General features: G+C 66.7%; 26 protein-coding genes and 2 pseudogenes. 11 read left to right on the top strand and 17 right to left on the bottom strand.

What is annotated here, in order from left to right; genetic code table 11:
• Positions 1-165: 165 nt before the first annotated feature.
• Together AB0J09_RS01615 and AB0J09_RS01610 are read left to right on the top strand one after the other, a co-directional pair.
• Positions 166-657 carry a DUF2975 domain-containing protein gene (locus tag AB0J09_RS01615; RefSeq protein ID WP_360683330.1) on the top strand — a complete coding sequence of 164 codons (492 nt, stop codon included), beginning with the start codon at positions 166-168 and terminating at the stop codon, positions 655-657.
• Positions 657-878 (top strand): helix-turn-helix transcriptional regulator, encoded by a 222-nt coding sequence (locus AB0J09_RS01610; RefSeq protein WP_360683327.1) that lies wholly within the window; start codon positions 657-659, stop codon positions 876-878. The genes AB0J09_RS01615 and AB0J09_RS01610 overlap by 1 nt, the downstream gene beginning before the upstream one ends.
• A 769-nt stretch (positions 879-1,647) precedes the next feature.
• Here AB0J09_RS01610 and AB0J09_RS01605 read toward each other — a convergent pair.
• Positions 1,648-2,493, bottom strand: coding sequence for an enoyl-CoA hydratase/isomerase family protein (locus AB0J09_RS01605; RefSeq protein ID WP_360683324.1), 846 nt, complete (start codon positions 2,491-2,493; stop codon positions 1,648-1,650).
• Positions 2,494-2,538: 45 nt separating this feature from the next.
• Between AB0J09_RS01605 and AB0J09_RS01600 the strand changes: the two genes are divergently transcribed.
• Positions 2,539-3,138, top strand: coding sequence for a helix-turn-helix domain-containing protein (locus AB0J09_RS01600; RefSeq protein WP_360683321.1), 600 nt, complete (start codon positions 2,539-2,541; stop codon positions 3,136-3,138).
• Positions 3,139-3,344: 206 nt separating this feature from the next.
• Here the strand turns inward: AB0J09_RS01600 and AB0J09_RS01595 are convergent, their stop codons facing one another.
• The 4 genes from AB0J09_RS01595 to AB0J09_RS01580 form a co-directional block, all read right to left on the bottom strand.
• A complete protein-coding gene (locus AB0J09_RS01595; protein ID WP_360683318.1) occupies positions 3,345-4,142 on the bottom strand; it encodes a transposase in 798 nt (265 codons plus the stop codon).
• The gene (locus AB0J09_RS01590) at positions 4,111-4,626 is read right to left on the bottom strand and encodes a hypothetical protein (protein ID WP_360683315.1); all 516 of its coding nucleotides are present in this window, start codon (positions 4,624-4,626) and stop codon (positions 4,111-4,113) included. Before AB0J09_RS01590 ends, AB0J09_RS01595 begins: the two co-directional genes overlap by 32 nt.
• Before the next feature lie 406 nt (positions 4,627-5,032).
• A complete protein-coding gene (locus AB0J09_RS01585) occupies positions 5,033-5,950 on the bottom strand; it encodes a hypothetical protein (protein ID WP_360683312.1) in 918 nt (305 codons plus the stop codon).
• A 477-nt stretch (positions 5,951-6,427) separates the two neighbouring features.
• A complete protein-coding gene (locus AB0J09_RS01580) occupies positions 6,428-7,114 on the bottom strand; it encodes an AraC family transcriptional regulator (RefSeq protein WP_360683310.1) in 687 nt (228 codons plus the stop codon).
• A 232-nt stretch (positions 7,115-7,346) separates the two neighbouring features.
• On the opposite strand from AB0J09_RS01580, the gene AB0J09_RS01575 reads away from it, so the two are divergent.
• Positions 7,347-8,336, top strand: coding sequence for a zinc-binding dehydrogenase (locus AB0J09_RS01575; RefSeq protein WP_360683308.1), 990 nt, complete (start codon positions 7,347-7,349; stop codon positions 8,334-8,336).
• Between the two features lie 40 nt (positions 8,337-8,376).
• Here the strand turns inward: AB0J09_RS01575 and AB0J09_RS01570 are convergent, their stop codons facing one another.
• Both AB0J09_RS01570 and AB0J09_RS01565 read right to left on the bottom strand, forming a co-directional pair.
• Complete coding sequence (locus AB0J09_RS01570) at positions 8,377-8,829, bottom strand: cytidine deaminase (RefSeq protein ID WP_360683306.1); 453 nt, start codon at positions 8,827-8,829, stop codon at positions 8,377-8,379.
• A gap of 392 nt (positions 8,830-9,221) precedes the next feature.
• Positions 9,222-9,452 (bottom strand): hypothetical protein, encoded by a 231-nt coding sequence (locus AB0J09_RS01565; RefSeq protein WP_360683304.1) that lies wholly within the window; start codon positions 9,450-9,452, stop codon positions 9,222-9,224.
• 673 nt (positions 9,453-10,125) lie between these two features.
• On the opposite strand from AB0J09_RS01565, the gene dnaE reads away from it, so the two are divergent.
• From dnaE to AB0J09_RS01545, 4 genes and pseudogenes are all read left to right on the top strand, one after another.
• A complete protein-coding gene (gene dnaE, locus AB0J09_RS01560) occupies positions 10,126-13,680 on the top strand; it encodes a DNA polymerase III subunit alpha (RefSeq protein ID WP_360683303.1) in 3,555 nt (1,184 codons plus the stop codon).
• Positions 13,677-14,027: a DUF6300 family protein gene (locus AB0J09_RS01555; RefSeq protein ID WP_360683301.1), complete on the top strand. Its 351-nt coding sequence runs from the start codon at positions 13,677-13,679 to the stop codon at positions 14,025-14,027. The genes dnaE and AB0J09_RS01555 overlap by 4 nt, the downstream gene beginning before the upstream one ends.
• 652 nt (positions 14,028-14,679) lie before the next feature.
• Positions 14,680-15,093 (top strand): annotated as a pseudogene (locus AB0J09_RS01550) (FAD-dependent oxidoreductase); the annotation flags it as partial.
• A 208-nt stretch (positions 15,094-15,301) separates the two neighbouring features.
• On the top strand, positions 15,302-15,799 hold the full coding sequence (locus tag AB0J09_RS01545; RefSeq protein ID WP_360683299.1) for a hypothetical protein: 498 nt from the start codon (positions 15,302-15,304) through the stop codon (positions 15,797-15,799).
• 159 nt (positions 15,800-15,958) lie between these two features.
• On the opposite strand, the gene AB0J09_RS01540 is transcribed toward AB0J09_RS01545, so the two are convergent.
• From AB0J09_RS01540 to AB0J09_RS01510, 7 genes and pseudogenes are all read right to left on the bottom strand, one after another.
• Positions 15,959-16,534 carry a YdeI/OmpD-associated family protein gene (locus AB0J09_RS01540; protein ID WP_360683297.1) on the bottom strand — a complete coding sequence of 192 codons (576 nt, stop codon included), beginning with the start codon at positions 16,532-16,534 and terminating at the stop codon, positions 15,959-15,961.
• Positions 16,535-16,652: 118 nt separating this feature from the next.
• Entirely contained in the window at positions 16,653-17,072 is a 420-nt protein-coding gene (locus tag AB0J09_RS01535; protein WP_360683363.1) for a WYL domain-containing protein, read from the bottom strand.
• A 342-nt stretch (positions 17,073-17,414) separates the two neighbouring features.
• On the bottom strand, positions 17,415-18,599 hold the full coding sequence (locus AB0J09_RS01530) for an FAD-dependent oxidoreductase (protein ID WP_360683295.1): 1,185 nt from the start codon (positions 18,597-18,599) through the stop codon (positions 17,415-17,417).
• Positions 18,600-18,680: 81 nt separating this feature from the next.
• Positions 18,681-19,622, bottom strand: coding sequence for an RNA polymerase sigma-70 factor (locus AB0J09_RS01525; RefSeq protein ID WP_360683293.1), 942 nt, complete (start codon positions 19,620-19,622; stop codon positions 18,681-18,683).
• Between the two features lie 824 nt (positions 19,623-20,446).
• A complete protein-coding gene (locus AB0J09_RS01520) occupies positions 20,447-20,662 on the bottom strand; it encodes a hypothetical protein (protein WP_360683291.1) in 216 nt (71 codons plus the stop codon).
• Between the two features lie 116 nt (positions 20,663-20,778).
• Complete coding sequence (locus AB0J09_RS01515; protein WP_360683289.1) at positions 20,779-21,150, bottom strand: hypothetical protein; 372 nt, start codon at positions 21,148-21,150, stop codon at positions 20,779-20,781.
• 361 nt (positions 21,151-21,511) lie between these two features.
• A pseudogene (locus AB0J09_RS01510) lies at positions 21,512-21,601 on the bottom strand (IS5/IS1182 family transposase); the annotation flags it as partial.
• A gap of 404 nt (positions 21,602-22,005) precedes the next feature.
• Here AB0J09_RS01510 and AB0J09_RS01505 point away from each other — a divergent pair.
• Together AB0J09_RS01505 and AB0J09_RS01500 are read left to right on the top strand one after the other, a co-directional pair.
• Positions 22,006-22,440, top strand: a complete 435-nt coding sequence (locus AB0J09_RS01505; protein ID WP_360683287.1) for a MarR family winged helix-turn-helix transcriptional regulator — start codon at positions 22,006-22,008, stop codon at positions 22,438-22,440.
• On the top strand, positions 22,437-22,781 hold the full coding sequence (locus tag AB0J09_RS01500; RefSeq protein WP_360683285.1) for a nuclear transport factor 2 family protein: 345 nt from the start codon (positions 22,437-22,439) through the stop codon (positions 22,779-22,781). Before AB0J09_RS01505 ends, AB0J09_RS01500 begins: the two co-directional genes overlap by 4 nt.
• 84 nt (positions 22,782-22,865) lie before the next feature.
• On the opposite strand, the gene AB0J09_RS01495 is transcribed toward AB0J09_RS01500, so the two are convergent.
• From AB0J09_RS01495 to AB0J09_RS01485, 3 genes are all read right to left on the bottom strand, one after another.
• Positions 22,866-23,318, bottom strand: coding sequence for an SRPBCC family protein (locus AB0J09_RS01495; RefSeq protein WP_360683283.1), 453 nt, complete (start codon positions 23,316-23,318; stop codon positions 22,866-22,868).
• A complete protein-coding gene (locus tag AB0J09_RS01490; RefSeq protein WP_360683281.1) occupies positions 23,315-23,797 on the bottom strand; it encodes an RNA polymerase sigma factor in 483 nt (160 codons plus the stop codon). The genes AB0J09_RS01495 and AB0J09_RS01490 overlap by 4 nt, the downstream gene beginning before the upstream one ends.
• Before the next feature lie 78 nt (positions 23,798-23,875).
• Positions 23,876-24,385: a DUF3995 domain-containing protein gene (locus AB0J09_RS01485; RefSeq protein WP_360683279.1), complete on the bottom strand. Its 510-nt coding sequence runs from the start codon at positions 24,383-24,385 to the stop codon at positions 23,876-23,878.
• 177 nt (positions 24,386-24,562) lie between these two features.
• On the opposite strand from AB0J09_RS01485, the gene AB0J09_RS01480 reads away from it, so the two are divergent.
• Positions 24,563-25,636 (top strand): hypothetical protein, encoded by a 1,074-nt coding sequence (locus AB0J09_RS01480; RefSeq protein ID WP_360683277.1) that lies wholly within the window; start codon positions 24,563-24,565, stop codon positions 25,634-25,636.
• Positions 25,637-25,660: the final 24 nt, after the last annotated feature.

The raw sequence follows: 25,660 nt of genomic DNA, 5'->3' as shown, positions 1-25,660 counted from the left end.
GCCGACTTCCACAAGATCAAGACGGTTCGCGCGAACGCCATGCCATGGGAGGTGGCGGCGGCGTCCCCCCACGGGGCGAAACCGCCGCCCACCCTCCGCTCCAGCCCTTGCTTAACCTATCGATATTCGATAGATTTCCATCGCGATTCGATGGAGGGATGGACCATGGGAAAGCTGACAGTGCGTGCGCTGCGCGCCGTGCTCGTGGTGGTGCTCGCCGGCACCGTGTTCGTACAGGCATTGATGGCGTGGGCGTTGGTCAGCGGGAGTGACCCGGAGGACGGGTCGCTCCCGCTGACCCCGCTGCGCGTGATCACGATCCTGGGCATGGTGTCGGTCCAGGTCGCCCTGGTCAGCGTATGGCGGCTGGTGACGATGGTGCGACGCGGAACCGTGTTCTCCCACGCCGCCTTCCGGTACGTGGACGCCGTGATCGGCGCGATCGTGGCGGCTGCCCTCCTGTGGTTCGCGGTCACGGCCCTCAACGCGCCGGGCCAGCGGGACGACCCGGGCGTCACCGTCATCATGGGCGGGGTTGGCCTGGCCATCCTGGGGGTCGCGCTCATCGTGCTCGTGCTGCGGATGCTGCTCGCTCAGGCCGTCGCGCGCGACGTCGAAGCGGCGCAGATGCAGGCCGAGTTGGACGAGATGATCTGATGCCGATCGTCGTCGACATCGACGTGATGCTGGCCAGGCGGAAGATGTCCGTGGGCGACCTCGCGGACCGCGTGGGGATCACGCCCGCCAACCTGGCGGTACTCAAGAACGGCCGCGCCAAGGCAGTGCGCTTCACGACGCTCGCCGCGCTCTGCGAGGTACTCGAGTGCCAGCCGGGCGACCTGCTGCGCTGGGAGGCCGAGGACGCCGTGGGCGGATGACGTGCCCCAGAGCGGGCGTGAAAACGCCTGGCACCACCGGCCTGACACGGCACGTGGATCGCATGGACATGGATCGCCGATCACCCGCAGCACCGTCCCGACCCCGTTGGGTAGATTCCGGTTGACCTGCACCGAACCGTCCTGGTCGACGATTGCGACCTGCGAACGTGACCTCCCACCGCACCCCCGCCCTTCCACCGCGGAGACACTGTTGGCGAAGTAGATAAGACAGGTACGGCCCCGTGATCACCAAGGTGATCACGGGGCCGTATCACGTGTTGGGGGACTTGAGCCTGGCCAGCTTCGCCGCTGAGACCACCAATACGCCTCCGAGGATAGGGTGACGACCAGGTCCGGGATGATGCCTAGCTACACTCCTGTGGCACTTTGAGGTCATGGCTGGGATCTTCTCTGGAGGTGGCATTGGAGGGTTCGTGCCTGTTGACGGCGTCGCCAAGCAGGCCAGCACAGAAGTTCTTTGATCGAGCGCCTCTACTTTCGGCGGCGGGTTACCAGCCGCACGATGAGGAACACCACGCCGCCGATCACAAGCAGCTGGATGAGTTCCGGGAGGCCTAAGTTCATGGTTCTCCTTGTGCCGAGAGGTGACATGCAGGGAACGTGCGGGGCTCAAGCGAGGTTCCTGGGTCTACACGTTGTCCGGCTGATGCATATCGTCAGGGGCAGGCTCTAAGAGCCTGCTGACAAAGGGTTTGGTCGCTGAGCCCGGGACCACGGGGGCCGTCCCTCACCGTGCGGACACCAGTCACTAGCCGAGGTGTTGGTCGGCGTGAATGCCATACATCTCGTGGGCGATGCCGAAGCCGAGATCCTGGGTGAGGCGCCGTTTCCAGGGCCGCTGGGCGATGGCGTGGGTGAAGCGGCGGGCGGTGCGGGGGGCTTTCATGATGGTTTCAGCCAGTTCCCAGGCGCGTGGCAGGAGACGGTCGGCGGGCAGCACCTCGTTGACCAGGCCGAGTTCGAGGGCTTGCCGGGCGTCGATGGGCTTGCCGGTGTAGAGATGGTAGGCGGCGCGCTTGGTGCCAAGGAGTTCCTGGAGGGTGAGCTGCTGCCCGTCGCCGGGCGCGACGCCGGCCAGCAGGTGCGGGTCGATGATGGTCGCGGTCTCGGCAGCCAGGGTGATGTCGCACAGTAGCGCGAACTCGGTGTGCGCGGGGCTGGGCCCGTTGATCGCCGCGATGGTGGGGATGTCGATGCCGAAAACGAAGTTCTCCAGCAGCTTGGTGGCGTCGTAGTAGGCGTGCTCGTAGGCGAAGTCCTTAGGGCGCGGGTTGTTCATCAGCCCGTTCGCCGCCTCTGCGGGATCGGCGGCGATGGTCTCCGGGGTGCCCAGCCACTGGTCGCCGGTGCCGGTGACGATCAGCACTTCGTTGTCGGGGTCATTGCCGATCTCCTGCCAGGCCTGGGCCCAGGCGTTGTGCACCGCGAAGTCGAATCGGGCTGGACCGCCGTCGGTGTGCATCCGTAGTTCGATGATCCCGTCACGGCGACGCATGACGAAGTAGCGCGAATATTTCTCGGCGTAGACCTCGAACTTCGGCCGCCCCACATAGCCTCCGGCCCGGGCATGCCACTCATCGAGTTCCTTGGGCATCCGTACATCTCGGTTAGCAACCCTCGCAACCGGAAAGGGCATGAGATGAACGATGTGGACCCCTGGCCGGCCGGACGTCCCGTCCGCGCTGATGGCCGGCGTACACACGAGCGCCTCCTGACCGCGGCCCAGGCGACCTTCGCGGAGCAGGGGACCGACGCATCCCTTCGGGAGGTGGCACGCCGGGCGGGGGTCGGCGTCGCGACCCTGTACCGGCATTTCCCCACCCGGGAGGCGCTGCTTGAGACGCTGCTCCGGCACGGGTTCGACACATTGCGCGCCCGCGCGGCCGACCTCATCGCCTCCCCTGACCCCGGCCAGGCCCTTGTTGCCTGGATACGGGAACTGGCCGTGGCATCGGCCCGCTACGACGGGCTGCCCGCCTCGGTCATGGCGGCGCTGCACGATCCGGGATCAACCCTGCACTCCTCCTGTGCCGGACTCCGCGCCGCAGCCGGCAACCTGCTGGCCAGGGCCCAGCGCTCCGGTCATATACGTGCCGACCTTGACGCCGACCAACTGCTCGCCGCGGTCAACGCCATGGCCTGGGCGGCACGCCAGGCATCCTGGACAGCCGACGCCGGGGACCGGTTCCTATCACTCCTCATCGAGGGTCTGGCAGCCCGCCCCATCCAGCCAACCTGATTTGTTTGCTATGGCCGGGTTTCCGCACTCGCGGGTACTCGCCGATCGCCCACCGCCGGCACCACCCAAGGACTCGTTCAACGGGGGTATCACTCCAAGTGACTGGTGTCCGCACGGTGGGGGACGGCCTCCGTGGTCCCGGGCTCAGCGACCAAACCCTTTGTCAGCAGGCTCTAAGGCAACTCGGGATCGAGAACGTCTTTTCATCATGCTGCTGGACGCAGAGCGGCGAAATGCGAGGTGCGGGTCGGGGCCAGAGGTGTTCCGGCGAGCCATGCGTCGAGCCTGGCGAGGTTCATCGCCGCGGAGATGAGGAGGTGCTGGAGATGGGTCTTGGCGATCCCGCGGTAGCGGGACCGCCGCAGGCCGAAGCCTTTGACGCCTTGGGCGATGGTGCCCTCGACGCCTGCCCGGTGGGAATAGCGTTGCTGCCATTCGTCGGTGCTTTGCCTCTGTCGTGCGCGTTGCAGGGCCTCATGCTCCTCTCGTGGGCGCAGGGTGATGCGTCGGCCTTTGGCCCCGCGGGTGCACAGGTCCCGGCGGAGACAATGCTTGCAGTCGCGCATTGAAAAACGCGCACGGATGACCGGAGTTCCGCCTTGGTCGGTTTCGTTGGCCCAGGGCAGGCTGGTGGCTCCGGTGGGGCAGGTCATGGCGCGGTTGTCCCAGTCGATGGTGAAGTCGCTGACGGCGAAGCCGTTGCCCTCGGCGCTTTGCCAGGCGTTGTCGGGCATCATCGGTCCCAGCAGTTCGATGCCGCGGCGATCGGCGCGTGCGAGGTTGTGCGCGCTCATGTAACCCTTGTCGGCCAGATGCACCGCCGGCGTCAGCTCACGCGAGGCCAGGGCCTCCTGAACCTGGTCGGTGGCCTCGTAGTCGCTGCCGGGCGACGGGGCGGTGATCACGTTGGTGATCACGTGCGGGGCGTCGGTGTCGCAGATCTCGGTGAGGTGAACCTTGTAGCCGTCCTCGTCACATGCCGAAGCGTTCGTCGGGGAGTCCATGTGGGAGGGAAGCGCACTCGTGCTCGTTGATCCCGAGGCCAGCCTGTTCTAGGAGGGGTTCGGGCGCATGGCCGGTGCGGAACACGAAGCCGACCCCCGCTGGTTCGGTGCGAAGCTCAAGCCTGTCGGGCGAGTCATTCGGGTCTGTATGCCAACGACAGCCTGCCTTGTTCAACGATTCCGTGATCGCCCTCAAGGTCATGTGAGAGGAATAGGTGGTGAGTACGTTCATTCCTGGCGCGGGGAGCTCAATGGGGTCGTGTCGAGCTTGAATGCTGATCATCGTCACGGTGCGGCAGTGGCAGACGCATAGTTCGACGTGTCCGTATGAGAAGAGACGGGGCCACCTTGTCCGCTGGCTGATACGGCCGATGTCCCATGGCGGGCCGAGGGTTTCGGCGATGCTGTTCAAAGATGCGCCGCAGCGTAAGGGCCCGATCTCGCCTGTTGCACCGAATAGAGCCATGATGGCGAGCGCTGTCACGATGCCGGAGCATAGTGGCCCACTTGAGGCGTCTGCGAATGAGTGAAGGCCCTGCGGGCATCCCCGAGGGCCTTCTGAATCTCATTGTCAGTCAGGGAATGTGCGCACTATCGAGGCTAGCGTTCAGGCGGTTGAGTGCCTTGAACTTCGACAGCACTTCGTGGGATGTCCAGACGGCGAGGCCGGACGTTGCGAGGAGGGTTGGTGAGCTCTACCCGGATCCGGTGGAACTCGAAAATTGGTGAAGGCACGCCGGGGCAGTGCCTTCGTAACACGTGATCGAGGGCCCCAGACCCTGCGCGGCTGGGCCGCCCTCCGCTGACGCGCCAAGGAGCGCGGGGACGCCGCAGGCGCGGCGCGGTTTGTCGGGGAGCCGGGAGGAGCGACCCGGCCATTCCGATCGTGCTCAGCCGTCCCGAACACCACGCTGCTCCGCAGAGTGGTACATGGGGGCGTCTGGCTCCGACTGCCGCGCACTTTGCCCGACGAGATCGGCGTCTCCACCTCCCACTCGGCCGCTTTCGAACTGATTCGGGACGCTGCGGGCCGGCCAACCTCCCCGCAGGGTAACCCCGTGACAGACGCGCAGCCGGTGGAGTTCCCACCACACGATGGCGCTCACCATGATCGGGCCGCCGAGGAACAGCAGGCACGCGATAGCCGGCGGTCCTCCAGGCATTCCGTTGAGGGCGAAGCACTCCCAGACCAGGACGCCGGTCAGCAAGGCCGGGAGCGCGGGGTGGACGGTGCCCAGGCCGAAGCCGGTCCGTACGACCCTGCCGGAGGCGAACAGGAATACGAGCGCAAACCAAATGAACGTCGCCACGGCCGCCTTGACTGGCCAGCTGGCGTCGTTCAAATTCACCTCGCCGTCAGGCAGCCACACCATGAGGCCGAGAAGGGGAGCGTAGGCGAGGAGCAATGTGCCGGCGTAATAGCCGAGTTTGCGCAGCGGGCTTCGCAGGGCGGTCCGCATAACCGGGCGCTCTTGGGGCGGCGCGCAGCGGATGAGTATCCCGATGACGACCGTCGCGGTGGCGACGAGCAGCCAGGGCGCGACGATAAGTGTCAGAAAGGGTTCAGAGATCTTCTCGCGGAGGACGTCCTCTGGGGTGGCGAACGATACGAGGAGCACGAGCGACACCGTGGGCGCCGTCCACGTCCGCAGTCTCTTGATGCGCGTCACCATCGGGTCGTGCACATCCGGAGGGGCATCGTCGCCGAAAAGGCGCCAGACGAGGAGGCGGGCGCTGCGGAAGAAGTAGTACAGCGCCAGCAGGTAGAGGAGCCACCGCGCGGCCACGAAAACCACCAGCAGGAGCAACAGAGGGATGAGCCTGTTGGGGAAGAGGGAAGGCCTTTCCGGGAAAAATCTCCGCTGCAGCGGGGGCCAGTTCCAGATGGGCGGGGGCCGGTCGGAATGCGCCGAAGGCCGCCAAGCCCGGTGTAATAGACGGAGTGCGACTGAAGTGGGCTCTGGTCGGGATTCCGTCAATGCTGTGCCGCCTTCCGCCGCTCCGTCATCTTCGATGACAGTCCCCCCGGGGTTCGGAACTACTTGGTAAGACGACGAGTCCGGGCAGTTGGTTCGGCCATCGACTCGATGGCGTCGGGCCCACACGACGAGTCAGCGCTGCTCCAGCAGGCCCATTGCCGCGTTCGCGTGCACCTGCATGGCTTTGCGGGCGCGGCATTCGTTAGCCATAGAGTTGCGTGATCACGGCAGCTCACTGGAGTTGGCACTTGAACCGTCGACATTCAGTTGCGGAGCGCGCCGCGAGATCGTCGCCGATGGCTCAGGTCACGGGGTGGTGGGGCGCTGGTGCCCGGATCGGTAGCGGCCCGGGGTGGTGCCGATGATGTTGGTGAAGGCTGAGATGAAGCTGCTGGGATTCGCCCAGCCGCAGGCGTGGGCGACGTGGGTCGTGTCGTGTCCGTCGGCGAGAAGGACGAGTGCGTGATAAATGCGTAGTTGTGTGCGCCATTCGTAGAAGGTCATGCCGAGTTCGTTGTGGAACAGCCGGCTGAGAGTGCGGGCGCTGGCTCCGATCGCCTGCCCGAGTTCGGCCAGTGAGGTGTTGTCGCCGGGCTGCTCGTACATCATCTGGGCAATGGCTTGCAACCGGTCGTCGTGCGGTTCCGGCAGTTGCAGTGGCTGCTCGCGTGCTTCGTGGAGTTCGTCGACGAGGACTCGACGGAGGCGAGCGCTCGCGGCCCGGTCGTGGTCGCCCGCGGCGCGGTCGTAGTTGCGTGGGCCCGTGAGGGTGAGCAGGATTTCGCGGGCGAGGTCGGAGACCGTGAACACGGCAGGCTGGCCGGGCACGAGCCGGGCCAGGGACGCCGGTAGGAAGAGGATCCGCATATCGGTGTGGCTGTGTGCGCGGTGGTAGTGCGTGAACCCGGCGGGGGTCCACGCGACTCGATTGGCCGGCACGATCGATGTGCCACGTTCGGTGTGCACGGACAGGACGCCACGGGCCGCGTACACCAGATGTCCACGTGAATGGGAATCCACCGAGCTTGTTCCCCCCGATGGCCATAGATGTACGCCTCCGGACGGCCATAGATGTGACGTCGGACCGGATCGGGCAAGTTGGCGGCCAACAGGCATAACTTGGCATTCTACCGGTGGCCGGTCACAGCGCTTTCTCGCGACAGTGGATGCATGCGCGATGAGATCTTCGGTATCGCGACAACCCATGTCTCCGAGGTGGGGTGAGATGAGTATGACCATGCGAGCGGCGGTCTGTGTCAGGGCGGGTGGACCGGAGGTGCTGGAGATCCGTGAGCTGCCGGTACCGGCGGTTCGGGAGGGCTGGAGCCTGGTGCAGGTGAAGGGCGCGGGCTTGAACCGGTCGGAACTGAGGACCCGCCAGGGGCATTCCCCGAGCGTGACGTTCCCGCGTGTGCTCGGGATCGAATGTGTGGGAATCGTGGCAGCCTCGACCGATCCCGAGTTGCCGGATGGGACGACCGTTGCGGCGGTGATGGGTGAGATGGGCCGGGAGTTCGACGGCGGCTATGCGGAGTACGCGTTGCTGCCGAACTCGCTGCTGATGCCGGTCACCACCACGTTGCCCTGGGACGTCTTGGCCGCGCTACCTGAGACGTACCTGACCGCGCAGGGCTCGCTGGACGCGTTGGGAGTCGTGCCGGGTGGCCAGGGGCGGTTGCTGATCCGTGGCGGGACGTCGTCGGTGGGGATGGCGGCCGCGTCGATCGCGGCCGGCTACGGCGTCGAGACCGCGGCCACGACCCGGCGGCAAGGCAAGGTCGACGCGTTGACTGAGGCCGGCGTCGACCACGTGCTCGTCGACGCCGGGGGACCGCTGACGGCGAGCGTGCACGCGGTCTGGCCCGAGGGTCCGGACTATGTTCTGGATCTCGTCGGGGCGCGCACGGCGGTGGACTCGCTGCACCTGGTCCGTCGCGGCGGGACGGTGTGTGTGTCGGGCTCCCTCAGTGGGTGGCTGATCCCCGACTTCGAGCCGATAGCGATGATCCCGTCCGGAACCAGGCTCACGGCTTTCCACAGCGACGACTTCAAGGGCAGCGCGGGCACGACCGTGCTGCAGCGGATCGTCCACGAGGTCGAGGCCGGCGTCTATCGACCCAACGTCGACCGTGTCTTCGGCCTGGACGACATCGTTGCGGCCCACCGGTACATGGAGAACGACCAAGCCACCGGGAAGCTCGTCGTGGTGCCCTAGTGCCGCGTCAAGCAACCTTTGCCCTGTAATCTCTGGGGTGTCAGCTCGTGCTGAGTGGTGCATTTTCCTCGGCATCGAGCTGATGGTCCGCCCAGACGTAGCTTTCGGGAAGCAGGTCGGTGATGGAGACAGTGCGGAGTCTGTCACCTGTGCCGACGATGACCTTGAGGGCTGGGAAGTAGTCGAGAAGGACCTGGCGGCAGCGGCCGCATGGGGGCACAACGCCTCGGTCGCGGTCGCCCACGGCAACGAGGGTGTCCAGGTCGTAAGCACCCTGCGCGGCAGCCGTACCGATGAGGACTAGCTCCGCGCAGGGGCCGCCGGTGAAGTGGTAGGCGTTCACCGCCGTGACAATCCGGCCGTCTTGGTTGCGGGCGGCGGCCGCCATGGTGTGGTTGTCGCCCCGGCAGCGTGTGGCCGCGACATGCGCCGCAGCCTGGATCAGTTCATGGTCGACGTGGTTGAGCTGTGTAGTCATCTTCTCTGCCTTCATGCGGTGTCAGGCGGCGTTCGCCGGGGCGACCAGACAATACGTCACAACGGGGCGAACGTTGCCTGATGCGGCACTAGTTCCTGGGCGAGCATGAGCGATGCGCCGGAGTGCCGAAGCTCGTGCGGGTGCCGGTGGCCGCGCTGGGGGTGTCAGCGCTCAGGTGATCAAGACGCTACAGCTCGGGTTGTTCACCCCGTCGAGCCTCCCTTTCCTTCCACTCACGGCGTTGCGCCGCTCGCTCCGCTGTCACACGTGCGTGCCGTGCCCGATCCAACTCCCTTGCACTCGGTTGCCTGCGCTTCTCATGCCTGATCGCCAGCCGAACCGACCAATAAATGATGAAGAAGAGCGCGACTGCCGGGACAGCCCAGTTCAGCAACAGGAAGAAAATCTCAGCCACGGGAGCCGCCCCGGCCCTTCCCCCGCCGCTTGATGGACCAAGCAGCAAGGACGCCCGTGAGCGCGAAGCTCAGCGCAAGGGCCACGTACGCGGCCATCTTGTACGGTCCTACCTCGAAGGGGTCCTCACCGTCGGCGCGGGCCAAAGCGAGCAACTCGAAGGCGGTACCCACCACAAGGAGCTGTATTACTGCGAAGGCGGCAAACGCCTTGAAGAGGGACACGCGGCGATTATGGCTTGCCGCGTACATCACATCCAAGGCCAGACTCCGGCAAGGATCTCCGGTTCCGGGAGCAGCACCACTGGGCCCCTGCGGTGCGTAAATCGCTGAGGTGGGGCCTGCTCTCCCGCTCGTCATCGACCCTGGCCCGCTTCCCCTTCAGGCGGGTCGACGGCAGACGGAAGAGCAGGCTGAGCGGGGTGTGGCTGGACGCGCAGGTCAGGACCTACTCATACGGCCGCTCGGCGACGCCTGGGGCTGGGGCCGCCGCCGGCCGAGCGTCGACATCTCGCCCCTGGTGGCGGTCACCCTGGCCCGCAGCGCGTACGTCTGCTCGTCTGCGCCGGCGCCGCGCTCATCTACTTCCCGGCCGCCTGTGGAACAACCAATGACTCCCAAGCGGCGTGGCCGCTGCTCGGATCGACCTTGGCCCCGCCCTGTCGAGAGAGCCTGCACTCTCGCGTACTCGCTGGACGTGAGATGTAGTCCGCCCCGGCACCTTCTCTGGGTGACGGGGCGGCTCCATTGCGCGTTTGGGCTGGTACAACGCGCGGCATTGCAGGCTGGCAACAGTCCGAAACAGGGTGTCTGTCGCTCGCGCCCTAAGCCCCAACAGCCCATCGGACGGAATAGGCTCATGCGGCAGTCGGGCCGGGGCGCAAGGTAAGGGGAACGGGTGAGCAAGTCCTTCGTGCATCTGCACGTGCACACCGAGTACAGCATGCTGGACGGAGCGGCCAAGATGAAGCCGCTGTTCAAAGAAGCCGAGCGGCTGGAGATGCCAGCCATCGCGATGTCGGACCACGGCAACATGTTCGGTGCGTACGAGTTCCAGTCGGTGGCCAAGGGCAGCGGTGTCAAGCCGATCATCGGGATTGAAGCGTACGTGGCGCCGGGGTCACGGTTCTTCAAGAAGCCGGTCTTCTGGGGCTCGCGAGCGGAGACCGGTGTGGCCGATGGAGAAGGCGGCAAGGACGTCTCCGGCGGCGGCCGGTACACCCATATGACCATGTGGGCCAAAGACGCGGACGGGCTGCGGAACCTGTTCCGGCTCTCGTCGCTTGCCTCGTTCGAGGGCTACTACGGCAAGCCGCGCATGGACCAGGAGCTGGTCGCCCAGTACGGGCAAGGGATCATCGCCACCACCGGCTGCCCGTCCGGGGCCGTTCAGACCCGGTTGCGGCTCGGTCAGTACGACGAGGCGGTCAAGGTCGCCGGCGAGTACCAGGAGATCTTCGGCAAGGAGAACTACTTCCTGGAGTTGATGGACCACGGCATCGACATCGAGCGGGAGGTCCGGGCCGATCTCCTCAAGCTTGCCAAGCAGCTCAACATTCCGCTGCTGGTCACCAACGACTCCCACTATGTCACCGAGGACCAGGCCGACGCTCACGACAGCCTTCTGTGCGTCGGTGTGGGCAAGAACAAGGATGACCCCAACCGGTTCCGGTTCAACGGATCGGGCTACTACCTCAAGAGCGCCGATGAGATGCGGGCGCTGTTCCCCGAATTGCCCGAGGCGTGCGACAACACCCTGCTGGTCGCGGAGATGGTCAGCGACTACAGCGACGTGTTCAAGCTGGTCGACCGGATGCCGGACTACCCGGACGTGCCCGAGGGCGAGACACAGGAGTCGTGGCTACGGAAAGAGGTCGAGGCCGGGCTGGCGATGCGGTACGGCACGCCGATCCCCCAGGAGGTGTGGGACCGGTACGAGACCGAGATGAAGGTCATCGGCCCGATGGGGTTCTCCTCCTACTTCCTCGTGGTCGCGGACATCTGCCGCTACGCCCGCGAGAACGGCATCCCGGTCGGCCCCGGCCGAGGAAGCGCCACCGGCTCGATCGTCGCCTATGCCACCCGCATCACCGAGCTCGACCCGCTGGAGCACGGCCTGCTGTTCGAGAGGTTTCTCAACCCCGAGCGCATCAATCCGCCGGACATCGACCTCGACTTCGACGACCGTCAGCGCGACCGCATGGTGGCCTACGTCACCGAGAAGTACGGCAGCGAGATGACCGCGCAGGTCAACACATTCGGCACGATCAAGGCCAAGGCCGCTGTCAAGGACGCCTCCCGGATCTTGGGCTACCCCTTCGCAATGGGTGACCGCATCACCAAGGCGATGCCGCCGGATGTCATGGGCAAGGGCGTCCCGCTGGCGGACATGTTCAACCCGGACCACGCCCGCTACAACGAGGGCACCGAGATCCGCGCCCTGTACGAGTCCGACAACGACGTGCACAAGGTGATCGACACCGGCCGCGGCATCGAAGGACTTATCCGCGGCACCGGTGTGCACGCGGCGGCGGTCATCCTGTCTTCGGACCCCCTGCTCGACCTGATCCCGATGCACATGCGGGACAAGGACAAGGTGATCATCACCGGGTTCGACTACCCGTCGTGCGAAAACATGGGCCTGGTCAAGATGGACTTCCTGGGTCTGCGGAACCTGGGCATCATCGACCACGCCATAAAGATCATCAAACAGAACCGGGGCGTCGAACTCGACACCCAGACCATCCCGCTCGACGACGAAACAACCTACAAGCTACTCGCCCGTGGTGACACTCTCGGCGTGTTCCAGCTCGACGGCGGCCCCATGCGGCAGCTCCTCAAACTGATGGAGCCGACCCGATTCGAGGACATCGCCGCCGTGCTCGCCCTGTACCGGCCGGGGCCGATGGCGGCCAACGCGCATACCAACTACGCGCACCGCAAGAACGCGCGCCAGGACATCGAGCCCATCCACCCCGAGCTGAAGGATGCCCTGGAGCCGATCCTGGGTACCACCTTCCATCTGCTCGTCTACCAAGAGCAGATCATGGCCGTCGCCCGGGAACTGGCCGGCTACACCCTCGGCGGCGCCGACATGCTGCGCCGAGCCATGGGTAAGAAGAAGAAAGAGGTCCTGGACGCCGAGTGGGACAAGTTCTCGGCCGGCATGCGCACCAATGGCTACTCAGAGGACGCGATCAAGGCGCTGTGGGACGTCATGGTGCCTTTCTCCGGCTACGCGTTCAACAAGTCCCACACCGCCGGGTACGGCCTGGTCGCCTACTGGACCGCCTACCTGAAGGCCAACTACCCCGCCGAATACATGGCGGCTCTGCTCACGTCGGTGGGCGACGACAAGGACAAGGCCGCGGTCTACCTGGCCGAGTGCCGCAAGATGGGCATCCAGGTCCTGCCTCCGGACGTCAACGACTCCCAGCTCGACTTCGTGGCGGTCGGCGACACCCAGGTCCGGTTCGGGCTCGGCGCGGTCCGCAACGTCGGCGCGAATGTCGTCGAGGGCATCGTCAAGGCTCGCAAAGAGAAGACCCGTTACAGCGACTTCAACGACTTCCTGGCCAAGGTGCCGCTCACGGTCTGCAACAAGCGGGTCATCGAATCGCTGATCAAGGCGGGAGCGTTCGACTCCCTTGAACACCCGCGCAAGGGCGTGCTGATGGTCCATGAACAGGCCGTCGAGTCGGTCATCGACATCAAGAAGAACGAGGCTCACGGCCAGGACTCGTTGTTCGGCGGGATGGACGACACCGGCGACGACACGGCGTTCACGATCGCCATCCCCGACATGGAGTGGGACAAGAAGACCAAGCTCGACTTCGAGCGGGAGATGCTGGGCCTGTACGTGTCCGACCACCCGCTGGCCGGCACGGAACGGCTCCTGGCCCGCAATCGGGACACCACGATCGCGGACCTGCTCGACAGCGGCCGGGACGACCGCGGCGACGTCGGCGTGTGCGGCATGATCACGAAGGTGGACAAGCGGGTCAACAAGGCCGGCAACGTGTGGGCGATCGTCACGGTCGAGGACATGGACGCCGCGGTGGAGTGCCTGTTCTTCCCGAAGTCGTACGAACTGTACGGGCCGGAGCTGCGCGAGGACGCCGTGATGGCGGTGCGCGGGCAGATCAACAACCGCGACGGCGCCATCTCGATCTTTGCCCAGGACCTGACGCTGATCGACGTGTCCGGCATCACCAGCGAGTCCGGGCATCCCGTCACGATCCAGGTACGGGAGGAACGTCTCACGCAGGAGGCCGTGGAGGAGCTTCGCAACGTGCTGAAGCTGCACCAGGGCAGCGTGCCATTGCGGATCAACGTGCGGCAGTTGTCTGGGAAGACCGTGGTGTGTGCCGTGCCGGAGTTCTCGGTCAACGCTGAACCGAGCTTCGCCGCTGACGTCAAGCAACTGTTCGGCCCGGAAGCCATCTCGCTGTGACCGAACGGCGGCGGATTGACATCGTGACCGCCCGGGGGCCCTCGTCCTGTCCGCGTTGCCGTCGAGAGGGGTTGCTGCTCGTGCGCGTGCCGTACGGCTGGACGAACGCGGTAGGCACAGCAGTGGACGGTCGTATTGGTGTCGTGCTGTGCGCGGGGTGCGACGCCCAGGCGCCGCACCCCGCTCCGCTGTTCACGTGGTTCCACGTGAACAGCAACGTAGAGCGCGAGACCAGCGAGGAGTTCGTCCGGCTGCTGGTGGCATGGGCCGAGAATGCATCCGTTCCGCCTTTGGATGAAGGCAGGTTGGACGAGGAGATCAGCCTCTGGCGCAGCGGAAGCCTCTGACACCCGGAGCCGGGTAGCCGAAACAGACTGGAGCCCCGCCCCCGGGAAATGCTGGAGGCGGGGCTTGCGAACTGTGGAGCACGCCCGTGTCTCTGTGCCTTCACAGCCGAATCAGCATGGCATGCAGCGCCCAGTTTGTATCCCCATGTCGCGCGGCGTTTCGGGATGACCAGGCCCTTGCTGACCACGTCGAGGCAGTGACCTACCTCCCCCTGCTCCAGGCCAAGGCCCAGCGCAGGCCCTTCGAGCCGCAGGGTCTTGTGCGAGTGCCAGTGGCCCAGGCTGGCCTTCTTGGCCAACCGGGAGAACAAATGCGAGAAGGTGTCCGGGTCGTACGGGTCCGGACGGATGTCGTTCGAGGCAGTCCGGGCAAGCATGGGTCCCGGTACAACACTCACGATCGCCTGTCGATGGCTGATCATCGTCCAGGGCTGGGGTCGCACCCGACGCCGCGTTCGGACACCGCAGATCATCTTCCCCGCTGAAGGGGCGCCCGTGTGGGGCCGGCGTGCTAAGCCGCCGACGAGTTCACCGTGACGCTGGTTCCATAGCGAGCACTCCACAGTCCCGAGTGTGGCGACGGTGTGGAGGTACTGGGCGGGTCGCGTGCAAACGGTCGCACGGGTGGGCATCGCCCCTACCGTCGCAGGATATGCAGACAGTGGATGTACTGGTCGTGGGCGCGGGCCTGGCCGGCCTGCGCACAGCACGCCTGCTCGCGCAACGGGACCTGAATGTGATGGTGGTCGACCGCCGCAGGTCGCTGTCGGCGGGCATCCGCACGACCGGGATCTTCGTGCGTCGCACCCTCGATGACTTCGACCTGCCGGACCATTTGCTCGGGCCCGGCGTCCGGGACGTGCTGCTGTATCCGCCGTCGCGGCGGGCACCGATCCGACTCACCAGTGACCGGGACGAGTACCGCGTGGCCGACATGGCGGCCGTCTACGAGCACGCGCGTCGCGCGGCGGAGTCGGCCGGGGCACGGGTCGTCCTGGGCGTACGGTATGTCGACGCGTCGATGGGTTTTGTACGGTTCGCGGGTGCGGAACCGGTGACGGCCCGGTTCATCGTCGGTGCGGACGGTGCTCGCTCCCGGGTAGCCCGTGATCTCGGCCTTGATGTCAACCGGCGCTTGCTCGTCGGTGCCGAGATCGTGCATCCGATCGCGTCGGGCACGACCACCCCGGCGTTCCACTGCGTGCTGGTACCTGGGGTGGGTCATAGACGACGGCCGGCATGCGCATGTTGGCGTCGCGGGATATCCGGACGCGATGCGCACCGGCATCCGCCACCTGCTGGACGCTTTCGCCGCGGACGCGCCCGGCCGCGCGGCGCCGACCGGTCCGGTCGAGCGTCGAGGTGGTCCGATCCCGGTCGGTGGTGTGCTGCGACGGTTGGCGTGCCCCGCCGGGCTGCTCGTCGGAGACGCAGCGAGCGCGGTGTCGCCGCTGACGGCCGGTGGGTTGGACCCCTGCTTACGCATGTCCGAGCTGGCCGCGGCGGTCGCCGCCGGGTATGTGCGTACTGGCGATCAACGCATGTTAAGCCGGTACGACGGGCACGCGTTGCGGAGCCGATTCCGAGGCCGGCTGTTGCTGCGCCGCGTGTTCGCCGGCATCCGATCACCCGCCGCGGCAGAGGCGGCGGTGACCCTGCTGCGCGGTCGTGCTGGTCGTGCCTTGGCAGCGCGAATCCTGTTCGGCGACGGCTCGTTTCCGGTTGTCAACCCACAGCTCGTGGACCAGGCGATCGACCGCTCAGGCCAGTAGCGCCGGCTGGTCCGCCTGTGACAGATCGGGTGGGGCGCTTCCCACTGCCTGCCCGGCGGAGTTCGAGCCCGAGGGGGATCCGCAGGGTTGACCTTCTGCGTTGCCCCGGTTCTGGCTCAGTGCGTGATCGGCTCGGCAGAACCGGCCTGGGGCGTGGGCTCAGGGATAGATCTTCTTCTTTTCCGCCAGCATCGCCACGTACTTCTCGATCCGCCGAATTCTGGTCTCAGGTTTCTTGGCGTCCTGGATGCGGTACAAGATCGCGAAGCGGTTCTGGCTGTCCAGCATCGCGAAGAACTCCGCCGCAGCCGGGTTCGCGGCGAGTGCCCCGGCCAGGTCGTCTGGCACTGAGGCGGTCTTCGCGCCATCGTATGCGGCGTCCCAGCGACCGTCCCCCTTCGCGCGTTCGACCTCGGCCCACCCCGGCGGTCGCATCCGACCCTGTTCGATCAGCGCCTCGGCCTTACTGCGGTTGACCTTCGACCACCTGCTCTTCGGCCGCCGCGGGGTGAACCGCTGCAGCCAGTACTGGTCGTCGAACTTGCCCTTCTGCCCGTCGATCCAGCCGTAGCAGAGCGCGACCTCGAGGGCTTGGGCATAGTCCAGGGCCACAACCCCCGGCGCTTTTTTCCTGAGCTTCAGCCAGATACCAGGTGAGGAAGCGTGGTTTCCGTCGAGCCAGGCCTCGAAATCCTCGGTGGATTCGAATGAAAGGGGCGTCAAGTCTTCAGCCACACCAGCAGTGAACCACATCGCCGATGCCGGCACGGGGGAGCCGGGTCCGCGTACCTCAGGCCGCCTCTCGCCTCCGATGGTTTCGCCGTGACCACCTGGTAGCGATCCTTTCCTTGAACTAGGCCCGGTTGAACCGGGCCCCCCAGTTGTGGATCTGGTCGAGCAATTCGGGCGGGTCGAGGACGCGGAAGTCGACGCCGAGCGCGCCCAGTGCCATGGTCGGCCAGTCCAGGGAGTCGGTGGTCATGCGCATCCGGCAGTGCTCGGTGTCAACCTCCTCGACCGTTCCCCACCTGCCGATCCGCTCGCGCACGGTCGCGGCCGGGGCGTCGACCAGGACCTCCACCCGGTACGGGTGGGTCAGGTTGTCCAGGCCGGCGCGGACGAACTCGGCGGCGTCGGCGGCGGGCAGGTCGCGAGGCCGGAACCGGGAGCCGGTGCCCTTCGGCGCGGTGAGCCGGTCGACCCGGAAGCTGCGCCAGTCGTGCCGGGTGAGGTCGTAGGCGACCAGATACCAGCGGCGCCCGAGACAGACCAGACCGGCCGCAATCCGTGATCGGTGGAGTCAGCAGGCGCCGGGGATGGTCGCGCCAAGGATCGGCCGTCGAAGATGTCGCTGGGTGAACATGACGCCCGTGATACGGCCATGAATTCGGTGCGGGTGAGCGCCTCCGCCAGACGGTCCCAGCGTTTGTGGCCACGCCCACGCGAGCCGGGTCCCTACTGGACCAGCGACCAGTTCGCCTGCGGCAACGCGAGGGATGAACCGGGCATCAGCTCGCGTATCACCCTCTCAGGGATGTGATGGATCGCATCTCCTGGACGTGCTGTGTAAGGAACTCGGCGATCTGCGGGCCGGAAAGGTCGTCCACAACGATGTTCATACAGTCTCCTGCTTGAGCGTCTGCTCATGCGTAACGCGGTGGCGCCGGGTCGGCATCCCAAGTGTCGGGTTGGCGACGCTCCATGCGGCGCTCTTGCAGATCAGTTCCTTGTAGGCGGCGGCCAGCCTGCCGCGCAGGACCATCTGCTTGGCGCGGTCGTCGGCTGTGACGTACTGGATCAGGCCCTCCTTGCGGCCCAGTGAGATGCACTGGTTGAAGTAGCCGATCGTCTTGTTCGGGACCTTCCGGCCGGTCAGGCGCGCCGCGATGACGTCGGCGGCCAGCCAAGCGGTTGGAATTCCCGAGGCGCACGACATCCGTAGCGGCTTGTCTCCGGCGCCCATCGCCATGGCCGCGTCGCCGACGGCGTACACATCGGGGTGTGAAACCGAGCGCAAGGTCCGGTCGACCACGATCTGGCCGATGCCGGAAACCTCCAGGAAGGTCGCCTTCGCGATCGGGTGGACCTCGAAACCGGCGGTCCATACGGTGACCGCGGCGGGGATGACCCTGCCGTCGGCGGTGGTGACGTGGTCGGCTTCGACCCCGGTGATGGCGGTGTGCTCGTACGCGGTGATGCCGAGCTTGCCGAAGACCTTCCGTACATGCTCGCGGCCCTTGGGTGAGAGCCAGTCGCCGAGGCTGCCGCTGGCGGCGAGGGCGACGTCGAGGTCCGGGCGGGCCTCGGCGATCTCGGTTGAGACCTCCACGCCGGTGAGCCCGCCGCCAACCACCACCACGGTCTGCCCGGCATCGAGGCTCGCCAGGCGCTCGCGTAGCCCGAGTGCTCCGGTACGGCCGGCGATCTGGTAGGCGTGCTCGGCGGTCCCGGGTACGGCTTGGCTGTTCCAGCCGCTGCCGAGGGCGTACACGAGGGTGTCGTACTCCAGCTCTTCCGCACCGTTCGCGCCGGTGATGGCGACGGTCTTGCGGTCGACGTCGACGCCGGTGACCTTCGCGAGCCTCAGTTCGACGCCGGTGCCGGCGTAGATCTCGCCGAGTGGCCGGGGCCTGAGGTCCTGGCCGGTCGCCAACTGGTGGTTGCGGACGCGTTCGACGAAGTCAGGCTCGGCGTTGACGAGGGTGATGGCGACGTCCTCGCGGCGCAGCCGCTTGGCGAGGCGGCCGGCGGCGCTGGCTCCGGTGTATCCGGCTCCGAGAACGATGATGCGGTGCTGCATTTCAGGCTCCTGTCCGGTTCGGATATGTCACTTGAACCGGATGGCCCGCCGTTTCCTGACAGGAGCGCATTGTGAGACACGTCACATCACGAGCAGGGGCTCCCCATGGCTGGCCGCCGCCCATTGCTCGGTCGCGCGTTCGAGCTTGTCGGGGTTTGCCTGGGTACGGCAGGCGGTGATGCCCTCGGCGGTGACCTCCAGGCACATGATGGCGACGACCCGGCCCTCCACGACGGCCACAACGGCGGGTTCGCCATTGGCGGTCCAGGCGTACACCTCGGGCGAGCCGCCGACGATGGCGCGCTTGGCCTCGGCGGGCTTGAACATGCCCCACACGAACTTCGCGACCGCGACGGCTCCCTCGAACGCCTTGGTACGTGCCGGAGCCTTCCCTCCGCCGTCGCCGATGGAGATGGCGTCCTTGGTGAGCAGGCGTACGAGCTCATCGGTCTGGCCACTGGTGGCGGCCGCGAGGAACTCCTCGACGATCCGCTGGGCGGCGGCCTCGTCGATTTCGGTGCGAGCTTTTCCGTACGCGAGATGCTTCTTGGCACGGTGAAAGATCTGCTGGCTGGCTGCCTCGGTGATGTCGAGGATCTCGGCGATCTCCCGGTGCGGGTAGTCGAAGGCCTCCCGCAGCACGTACACGGCCCGCTCGTTGGGGGACAGGCGCTCCATGAGAGTGAGGACCGCGTACGAGACCGATTCGCGCTGCTCAGCGGTGTCGGCCGGGCCGAGCATCGAATCCCCGGCGAGCAGCGGCTCGGGAAGCCATTGGCCCACGTAGGTCTCGCGGCGCGCCCGCGCGGAGGTGAGCTGGTTGAGGCACAGGTTGGTGAGGACCTTCGTCAGCCAAGCCTCGGGGACCTCGACGCGGTCGACGTCGGCGGCTTGCCAGCGCAGGAACGTCTCCTGCACGACGTCCTCTGCCTCGTCCGCGGAACCGAGGAGACGGTAGGCGATGGCCTCCAGGCGGGGCCTCGACAGCTCGAACCGGTCGACGTCATCCACCGTTAAAGGCATGACCCGATCCTAACGGCGTGTCAGCGCACGCTGTGTGCCTCCTGTCAGTCAGACGTAAAGCAACCGAGGGCGACCAGGAAGCGGCGGAGGAGTCCCCGTGAGCGACAGGCCGCTAGTTCGGTGGCGGAACCGTCATAGGCTGTTGACGAACTGTGTCGCTTCGGTTTGTCCCATGCCGGTCTCGCCGATGACGAGGTGGATGGCCTGGTCGGTGCGGCCTTCCTGCTTGAGACGTCGTACGCGGGTGGCGAGATCGTCCTGGGATTGCCGAGGCTGGAAGGCGGGGGCGCAGCGAATGTGGGCTGCTGCGGCGCCGGTCCGGGTGCGAAGCCGTTGGGCGGCGGTGTCATGGGGTGAACCGGCCGGGTTGATCGGGCAGCTTTGGCAATGACGATGATGACTGCTGTGACGCCGCCGACGACGACGGCTAGCACGATAAGGATGACGAGGAGCTCTGCGACGCCGATGTTCGGCGCCCCGGCTAGCCATACGCTCATGTCAGCCACGTTATCCTGGGTCTGATCACAGCCCTTGCGGAAGATCTAAACCGTCTGGGCTTGTGTGATGGGGAGCTGTGAGGACTCAGGGCCGGGTATCTCCAGCCGCTTAGCAGGAAGCCCGTCTTGGGATAGATCAAATTCTGGGCTCCGACTCGCTCGGTTGGCGCACGATGATGCGCATTCCTGATCCGACCATGATCGCGGCGACGAAATCCGTGCCGAGCCGCAATGCTCGAAGCCTTTCACGCCCGCACGAAACACGGTGTACCTGAGGCGCAGCTGTCGAGCAGGTCCACGTGGCGAAGGAGCCGTCGGCCGGAGGAGTCATCCAGTCGGCGAAGGCACAATGGGATCCTTGCAGGCGGCTAGCGCACTGGTGACCGCCTTGCCGTCCACACCATCCTTCCAGCCGCTCCCAGCAGGCGTCTTGCCCTGGAGGACCTGCTCGATTGCCTCGGGAGTGGCGTACTTGATTTCCACGTCAGCCAAACACTCCACCTGCTTGTCGGAGTACTCCTTGTATGCGGGGTTCGACCTCATCTCCTGAACGAGCCGCCCCCGCAACGACGGCGCCTCCGCTGCACACCCCGCGCCTCCAAGTAAGCCTCCAGCGACCACAACCGCAACCAGACCGACCCTGCGACGCACCCTGATCGCTACCGCTCGGACCCAATTGACGTGCGGTGAGGAGCCTCGACTTCTTTGTCTTCTTGGCAGGCGGCTCGGCGTAGGGCGTACGCGGCGGCCATAAGCGCGAAGCCGAGCCAGATGGACGGCAGCTCCCGGCCACCTGAGGGCAGCGCCTCGAAGGCGACGAGCAAGAAATCCTCGCTTCTTAGCACCCTGCCCAGAGCGTTCGCCAGTACGTTCACCACCCCACCGGCGATCAGCAGCCCGATCACGACCTGGGTGAACCGGCGTCCAGGCCACTTGCCCGTCAGTGCCACGAGCAGCGCAGGAAATGCGAATATCAGCAGCGTGGACTCGATAACCGTCAGCCAAAACAGAACATTCCCACTGAACGCCACTGAGGCGAGGGCGCCGAACCCTAAACCGGCGTCTGAGCTCGCGATCTCGCAGTAGCCGGACGTCGTCCCGGCCCAGCCGCACGGGGAATACAGCGTCGGAAGCAGAGCGAATATGCCGCTAATCAGTCGCCATAAACTCTGTCGCATATTCCGCCCCAAAAGTGTTGATCACGACGGATAAGAAGTATGCCACAGTAACGGGTTCGTGTTAAGGGCGTGATTGAAAGGCTCTCTTTTTGCTGCGCGTTATTTGCAGATGTTCGTAGCGAGGTCGGCGTCGGGCGAGTCCGCCCCGGGTGGGGCGGTGAGCCATGTCGGCGATGGCGGCCCAGCGGACGATCGCCCCGGAGACGGCGGGGTCGCGCTCGTAGTCGCGGGCCAGGCGGCGGCAGGCGGTCAGCCAGGCCAAGGTCCTCTCTACCATCACCTGCGGGAGATGACGTTGAAGCCGCGCTGGTCGGCGAGCTTGCGCACGATCTCCAACGTGGTGCGCAGGGTGTCACGTGCCCAGTCCACCAGGCGTCCAGCGAAGCCCTGGTCGGCGAAGACGTGCCGGATCGGGGTGGTCAGGTATGCCGACAGCAGGGCGGTCTTGGCGCCGTCGCGGTCCTGTCAGCTTCTCGGTGACGCCGACCTGCTCCCACTGCTGGAGGTACCAGTACACGGTCTGCCAGGTCGGCAGCTGGGTCAGGCCCGATCCGCAGATGGCATTCCAGTTCCGACTATGGAAGGACCTGGTGCGCACCGACCCGGCCGCGATGGCGCCCCAAGGTCGCTGAACACCTCCAGCAAGTCAGCTGACCATCCCGTCCGGATCTCTTGATTCTATCAAGAGTTGAGGTTATAAAGAGATTCGTGCATGAAGAGACCTCCGAGGACACGTTCTTCCGCGAGCTCGGCAGCGTCTGCGCCGAGCTGCGCCAGGCGTTCGCCCGGCACGTGGGCATGAGCCCGCAACGCGTACAGGTTCTCGTCCGGCTGCGGCGCGACGGCGAGACCAGTCACAGCGACCTGCGCCAGGCGCTGGGCATCGACGGTGCGAGCGTCACCCGGCTGGTCAAGGAGTTCGAGGCCGAAGGGCTGGTCAGCCGGCGACTCGCCCCGGCCGACAACCGCTACACCCTGGCCGCGCTGACCCCCGCCGGCGAGCGGGTGGCGGCCGACCTTGAGCGAGCACACCAGGCGTACCAGGAGCGGCTGCTCTCCGGCACCACTGCCCAGCAGCAGGAGATCGTCCTGGACGTCCTACGCCGCGTCCACGCGAACGCGACCGAACAGGAGAGCCGATGACAGACCACGTGCGGGCCGCCGCGCAGCGCATGTACGCCGCGTTCAACGCCCACGACCACACCGCCGCAGAGGAGATCTTCACGTCGGACTTCTACAGCCACCCCCTGGGCACCACCGGACCAGGAAGCGTCACCCGGTCCTGGCAGCAGTTCCACGAGGTGTTCCCCGACGTCCAGGTCGTCGTCGAGGACATGGTCGTCGAGGGAGACACCGCCGCCGTCCGCACCAGCGTGCGCGGCATTCCCGGCCGGCAGCCGCCGACCATGCTGGAGATCTTCCGGGTACGCGACGGGCGCATTGCCGAACTGTGGGGCCTGTCCTCCCTGCGCCGCGACTCCTGAAGTCGGCCTCTGACTTCAAACGGAAATTCGGTAGATGGGACATGATCGGCGCATGGTCTGAGTGGTGCAGAACAGGGCGCTCGTTCAGCCGAATCGGGCGGCCAGTCGCTCGAGTGCGCGCTCGTTGGCCCGCCGTACGAGGAGGGGGACGAGGGCCGCGCGGCCGGGCAGGCGTACGCCGCCGGTTGCCGCGAACAGCGTGCCTTCAGCGACGGGTGCGGCCGCGAGCCCGATCAGCAGGAATCTGCTCTGCATCCAGATCAAGCCCGGCCGCAGGTCCACCTCGAAGCAGGCGCGGAAGCCGTACCGGCTGCGGGCGTGGGCGACAAGGCCGGACTCGGTCTGCTCGACGCGTACGGATCGCATATCGGGTTCGAACGTGCCGAGCCCCCGCTCCAGATCGCTCGCCACCCGCCACACCTGCTCGAACGGCGCGGGAATGACCCGGGTCGCCACCGCTGCCCCCGATATCGCCGAGGCGAGCACGTGCAGCCTGCGGACGGGGTCAAGCTCGGCCACCGGCCACGAACCACTCATGCCGACCACGCCTTCCTGAAGTTGTCTCTGGCTCTGAACAGCCGGGACTTGACCGTCCCCACGGGCACCTTCAGCAGCTCGGCCGCCGCCCGCTCGTCAAGTCCCTCCACGTCGCGAAGCATCAGCACCGCCCGGTGCTCCGGCGAGAGCCGGGCGAGCATGTCCCTGATGTCCGCCGCCTGCTCCAGGTCGGCGGGTGAGGGCAGGTCGTCCTCGAACTCGACCGTGTGTCCGTTCCGTTTGGCCACCCTCACCGCCTCACGTACCGCTATCGCCCTGGCCCAGCCGTACAGCGCGGCGGGCTCGCGCAGGCCGCGCAGGCCCTTGAAGATCGCGATCAGCGCCTCCTGTGCGGCGTCCGCGCCATCGGCCAGCGCGATGGGGCCGCAGATCCGGGTGACGTACGGAGTGAGCAGGTCGAGTAGCTCGTTCATCGCCATGGTGTCGCCCCGCTGCGCCGCTCTCACCAGATCGTTCATCTGAAGCATCCTGTCAGCAAGGTGACGTGCGACGGGCGGTGACGAAACACTGCTTCTCCCGGGGATCTGAAACCTGTGTCACCAAGGAAGAGGAGCGCTCGGCCGCGAACGTTCCATGCCATCCGTGCGGCTCACTGCCCGGGGCAGCCGGGAGACGATGACCGTGCCGGCGAAGAGAGCCAGGCACACGGGCTCGTACACGAGGAGATTGAGCCAGTAGAACGGGGTGTCGAGGCTCGCTCCGATCCCGAACGCCCAGACCAGGCCCGCGACGCCGCGGACCAGGAGTCCGGTGGCGACCGCCCATGCGCCCAGCCTCTTCAGCGCGCCGGGGATCCGGCGGCCGAGCCAGGCAGGCCGGTCCATGGCGATGAGGACCAGCGTCGCCGCGGCGAGCAGCAGCGCCAACGGCACGAGCAGGACCCGCGGCGTGAACGGAACCACGAAGTTGAGCACAGCCCGGGACAGCGAGCCGGCGTCCCGGGCCGGCCAGGTGCTGCCGGTCATCCAGTACAGGTGCGCGACGGCGTCCGCCGCCAGGACCGTGACCACCGCGATCCCGGCACGTGCTCGCGTCTGGTGTTTCACAGCTACCGCCTCCTGATGGTTGTGAGGTCACTTCATGACCGAAGAGGGCCGGGACCCGGCCCACGTTCCCTGTGACGTCGGTCACCGCTCGTCGCCTCGCCCTGTGATGGAGAGCACATGGAACGTCCGGCCGGTCCGCGTGCTCTTCCGAGTCGAGACATCCGCAAGGAGGAAGCGATGAGAACGCTCAAGCGCATGACCTGCGCGATCACGGCCGTCCTGGCTGTCGCCGGCGCGACCGCCGGGGCCGCCGCAGTTCGGGAGACCTATGTGTCGATGCCCGGGGCCGATGCGCCGGGCCCGGCCGCAGATGACCGTGTCCATGTGCTGAAAGTCGGGTCGCCCGGCGCCCGGCAGGTCGTGGTGCTGGTGCCGGGTCAGTTCGGCGCCGCGGGTGGCCTCGCGCCGCTCGCCCGAGAGCTGGCCGCCCGGCTGCCCGGCACCCAGATCTGGGCCGTCGATCGCCGGGAGCAGAATCTGACCGACCTGCGCGGGTTCCGCCGCTCACCGGACCGGGCCGCCGACTACTACCTCGGTGAGCACTACCGGGCGCAGACGCCACAGACCGTGCCATACGTCGGGCAGTGGGGTCTCGGAGTCGAGCTCGCCGACCTGCGGCGGGTGGTGCTGGCGGCAGCCGACGGCGGGCGCCGCCGGGTGATCCTGGGCGGGCACTCGTGGGGCGCGACCACCGCGCTCGCCTACGCCGGTTGGGACTTCGACGGCCACCCCGGATACCGCGACCTGTCAGGTCTGGTGCTGATCGATGGCGGTGTGCACGACGCCTTCGCCGGGGAGGGCTACACCTACCGGCTCACCACCGACCAGGCGGACGCCCGGCTCGCCGAGATCGCGGGTGGCGAGGTCTTCGACGAGTCCCTCACCATGGGCCGGACCGAGACGTTCGCAATCCTGCAGCAGCTTGCGGGCAAGTACGCGGCGGCCCTCCCAGACGAGCCCTCGGCGGTGGCCGGTCACCTGCCGGCCGGGCTGCGGCCACCGGCCCAGGTGACCAACGAAGGACTGGTCGAGTGGCTGTTCGTCACGCATCCGCTGGTGCCGGACCTCAGCGTGAACCCGGCCTACACCTCGCCCGCCGCCCTGGCCCGCGCGTTGGCCGGCCCCGTGCCCTCACTGTTCGAGTGGTACTGGCCGAACCGGCTCAGCCTCGACCCGCTGTTGGCGGCCCCCGCGAAGAACACCTTCCTGAACACGCTGACGCCGTTCCTCGCCCGGCTCGCCGGACAGTAGCCGCCGAAGACGCTCGGGTGGCCC

The sequence above is a fragment of the Nonomuraea sp. NPDC049784 genome, assembly GCF_040659615.1.
Classification (GTDB): domain Bacteria; phylum Actinomycetota; class Actinomycetes; order Streptosporangiales; family Streptosporangiaceae; genus Nonomuraea.
The sequence above is the reverse complement of the archived record's forward strand: the minus strand, read 5'-3'. Positions and strand labels throughout refer to the sequence as shown.

Excerpts from the sequence above, each read along its gene's own strand:
- AB0J09_RS01610 (WP_360683327.1), top strand. The coding sequence starts at position 657 with ATGCCGATCGTCGTCGACATCGACGTGATGCTGGCCAGGCGGAAGATG.
- AB0J09_RS01490 (WP_360683281.1), bottom strand. The coding sequence starts at position 23,797 with ATGAACGATCTGGTGAGAGCGGCGCAGCGGGGCGACACCATGGCGATG.
- AB0J09_RS01520 (WP_360683291.1), bottom strand. The coding sequence starts at position 20,662 with ATGAGGTCGAACCCCGCATACAAGGAGTACTCCGACAAGCAGGTGGAG.
- AB0J09_RS01480 (WP_360683277.1), top strand. The coding sequence starts at position 24,563 with ATGAGAACGCTCAAGCGCATGACCTGCGCGATCACGGCCGTCCTGGCT.
- AB0J09_RS01570 (WP_360683306.1), bottom strand. The coding sequence starts at position 8,829 with ATGAAGGCAGAGAAGATGACTACACAGCTCAACCACGTCGACCATGAA.
- AB0J09_RS01575 (WP_360683308.1), top strand. The coding sequence starts at position 7,347 with ATGAGTATGACCATGCGAGCGGCGGTCTGTGTCAGGGCGGGTGGACCG.
- AB0J09_RS01530 (WP_360683295.1), bottom strand. The coding sequence starts at position 18,599 with ATGCAGCACCGCATCATCGTTCTCGGAGCCGGATACACCGGAGCCAGC.
- AB0J09_RS01545 (WP_360683299.1), top strand. The coding sequence starts at position 15,302 with ATGCGCACCGGCATCCGCCACCTGCTGGACGCTTTCGCCGCGGACGCG.
- AB0J09_RS01500 (WP_360683285.1), top strand. The coding sequence starts at position 22,437 with ATGACAGACCACGTGCGGGCCGCCGCGCAGCGCATGTACGCCGCGTTC.
- AB0J09_RS01615 (WP_360683330.1), top strand. The coding sequence starts at position 166 with ATGGGAAAGCTGACAGTGCGTGCGCTGCGCGCCGTGCTCGTGGTGGTG.
- AB0J09_RS01605 (WP_360683324.1), bottom strand. The coding sequence starts at position 2,493 with ATGCCCAAGGAACTCGATGAGTGGCATGCCCGGGCCGGAGGCTATGTG.
- AB0J09_RS01525 (WP_360683293.1), bottom strand. The coding sequence starts at position 19,622 with ATGCCTTTAACGGTGGATGACGTCGACCGGTTCGAGCTGTCGAGGCCC.
- AB0J09_RS01600 (WP_360683321.1), top strand. The coding sequence starts at position 2,539 with ATGAACGATGTGGACCCCTGGCCGGCCGGACGTCCCGTCCGCGCTGAT.
- AB0J09_RS01595 (WP_360683318.1), bottom strand. The coding sequence starts at position 4,142 with ATGGACTCCCCGACGAACGCTTCGGCATGTGACGAGGACGGCTACAAG.
- AB0J09_RS01495 (WP_360683283.1), bottom strand. The coding sequence starts at position 23,318 with ATGAGTGGTTCGTGGCCGGTGGCCGAGCTTGACCCCGTCCGCAGGCTG.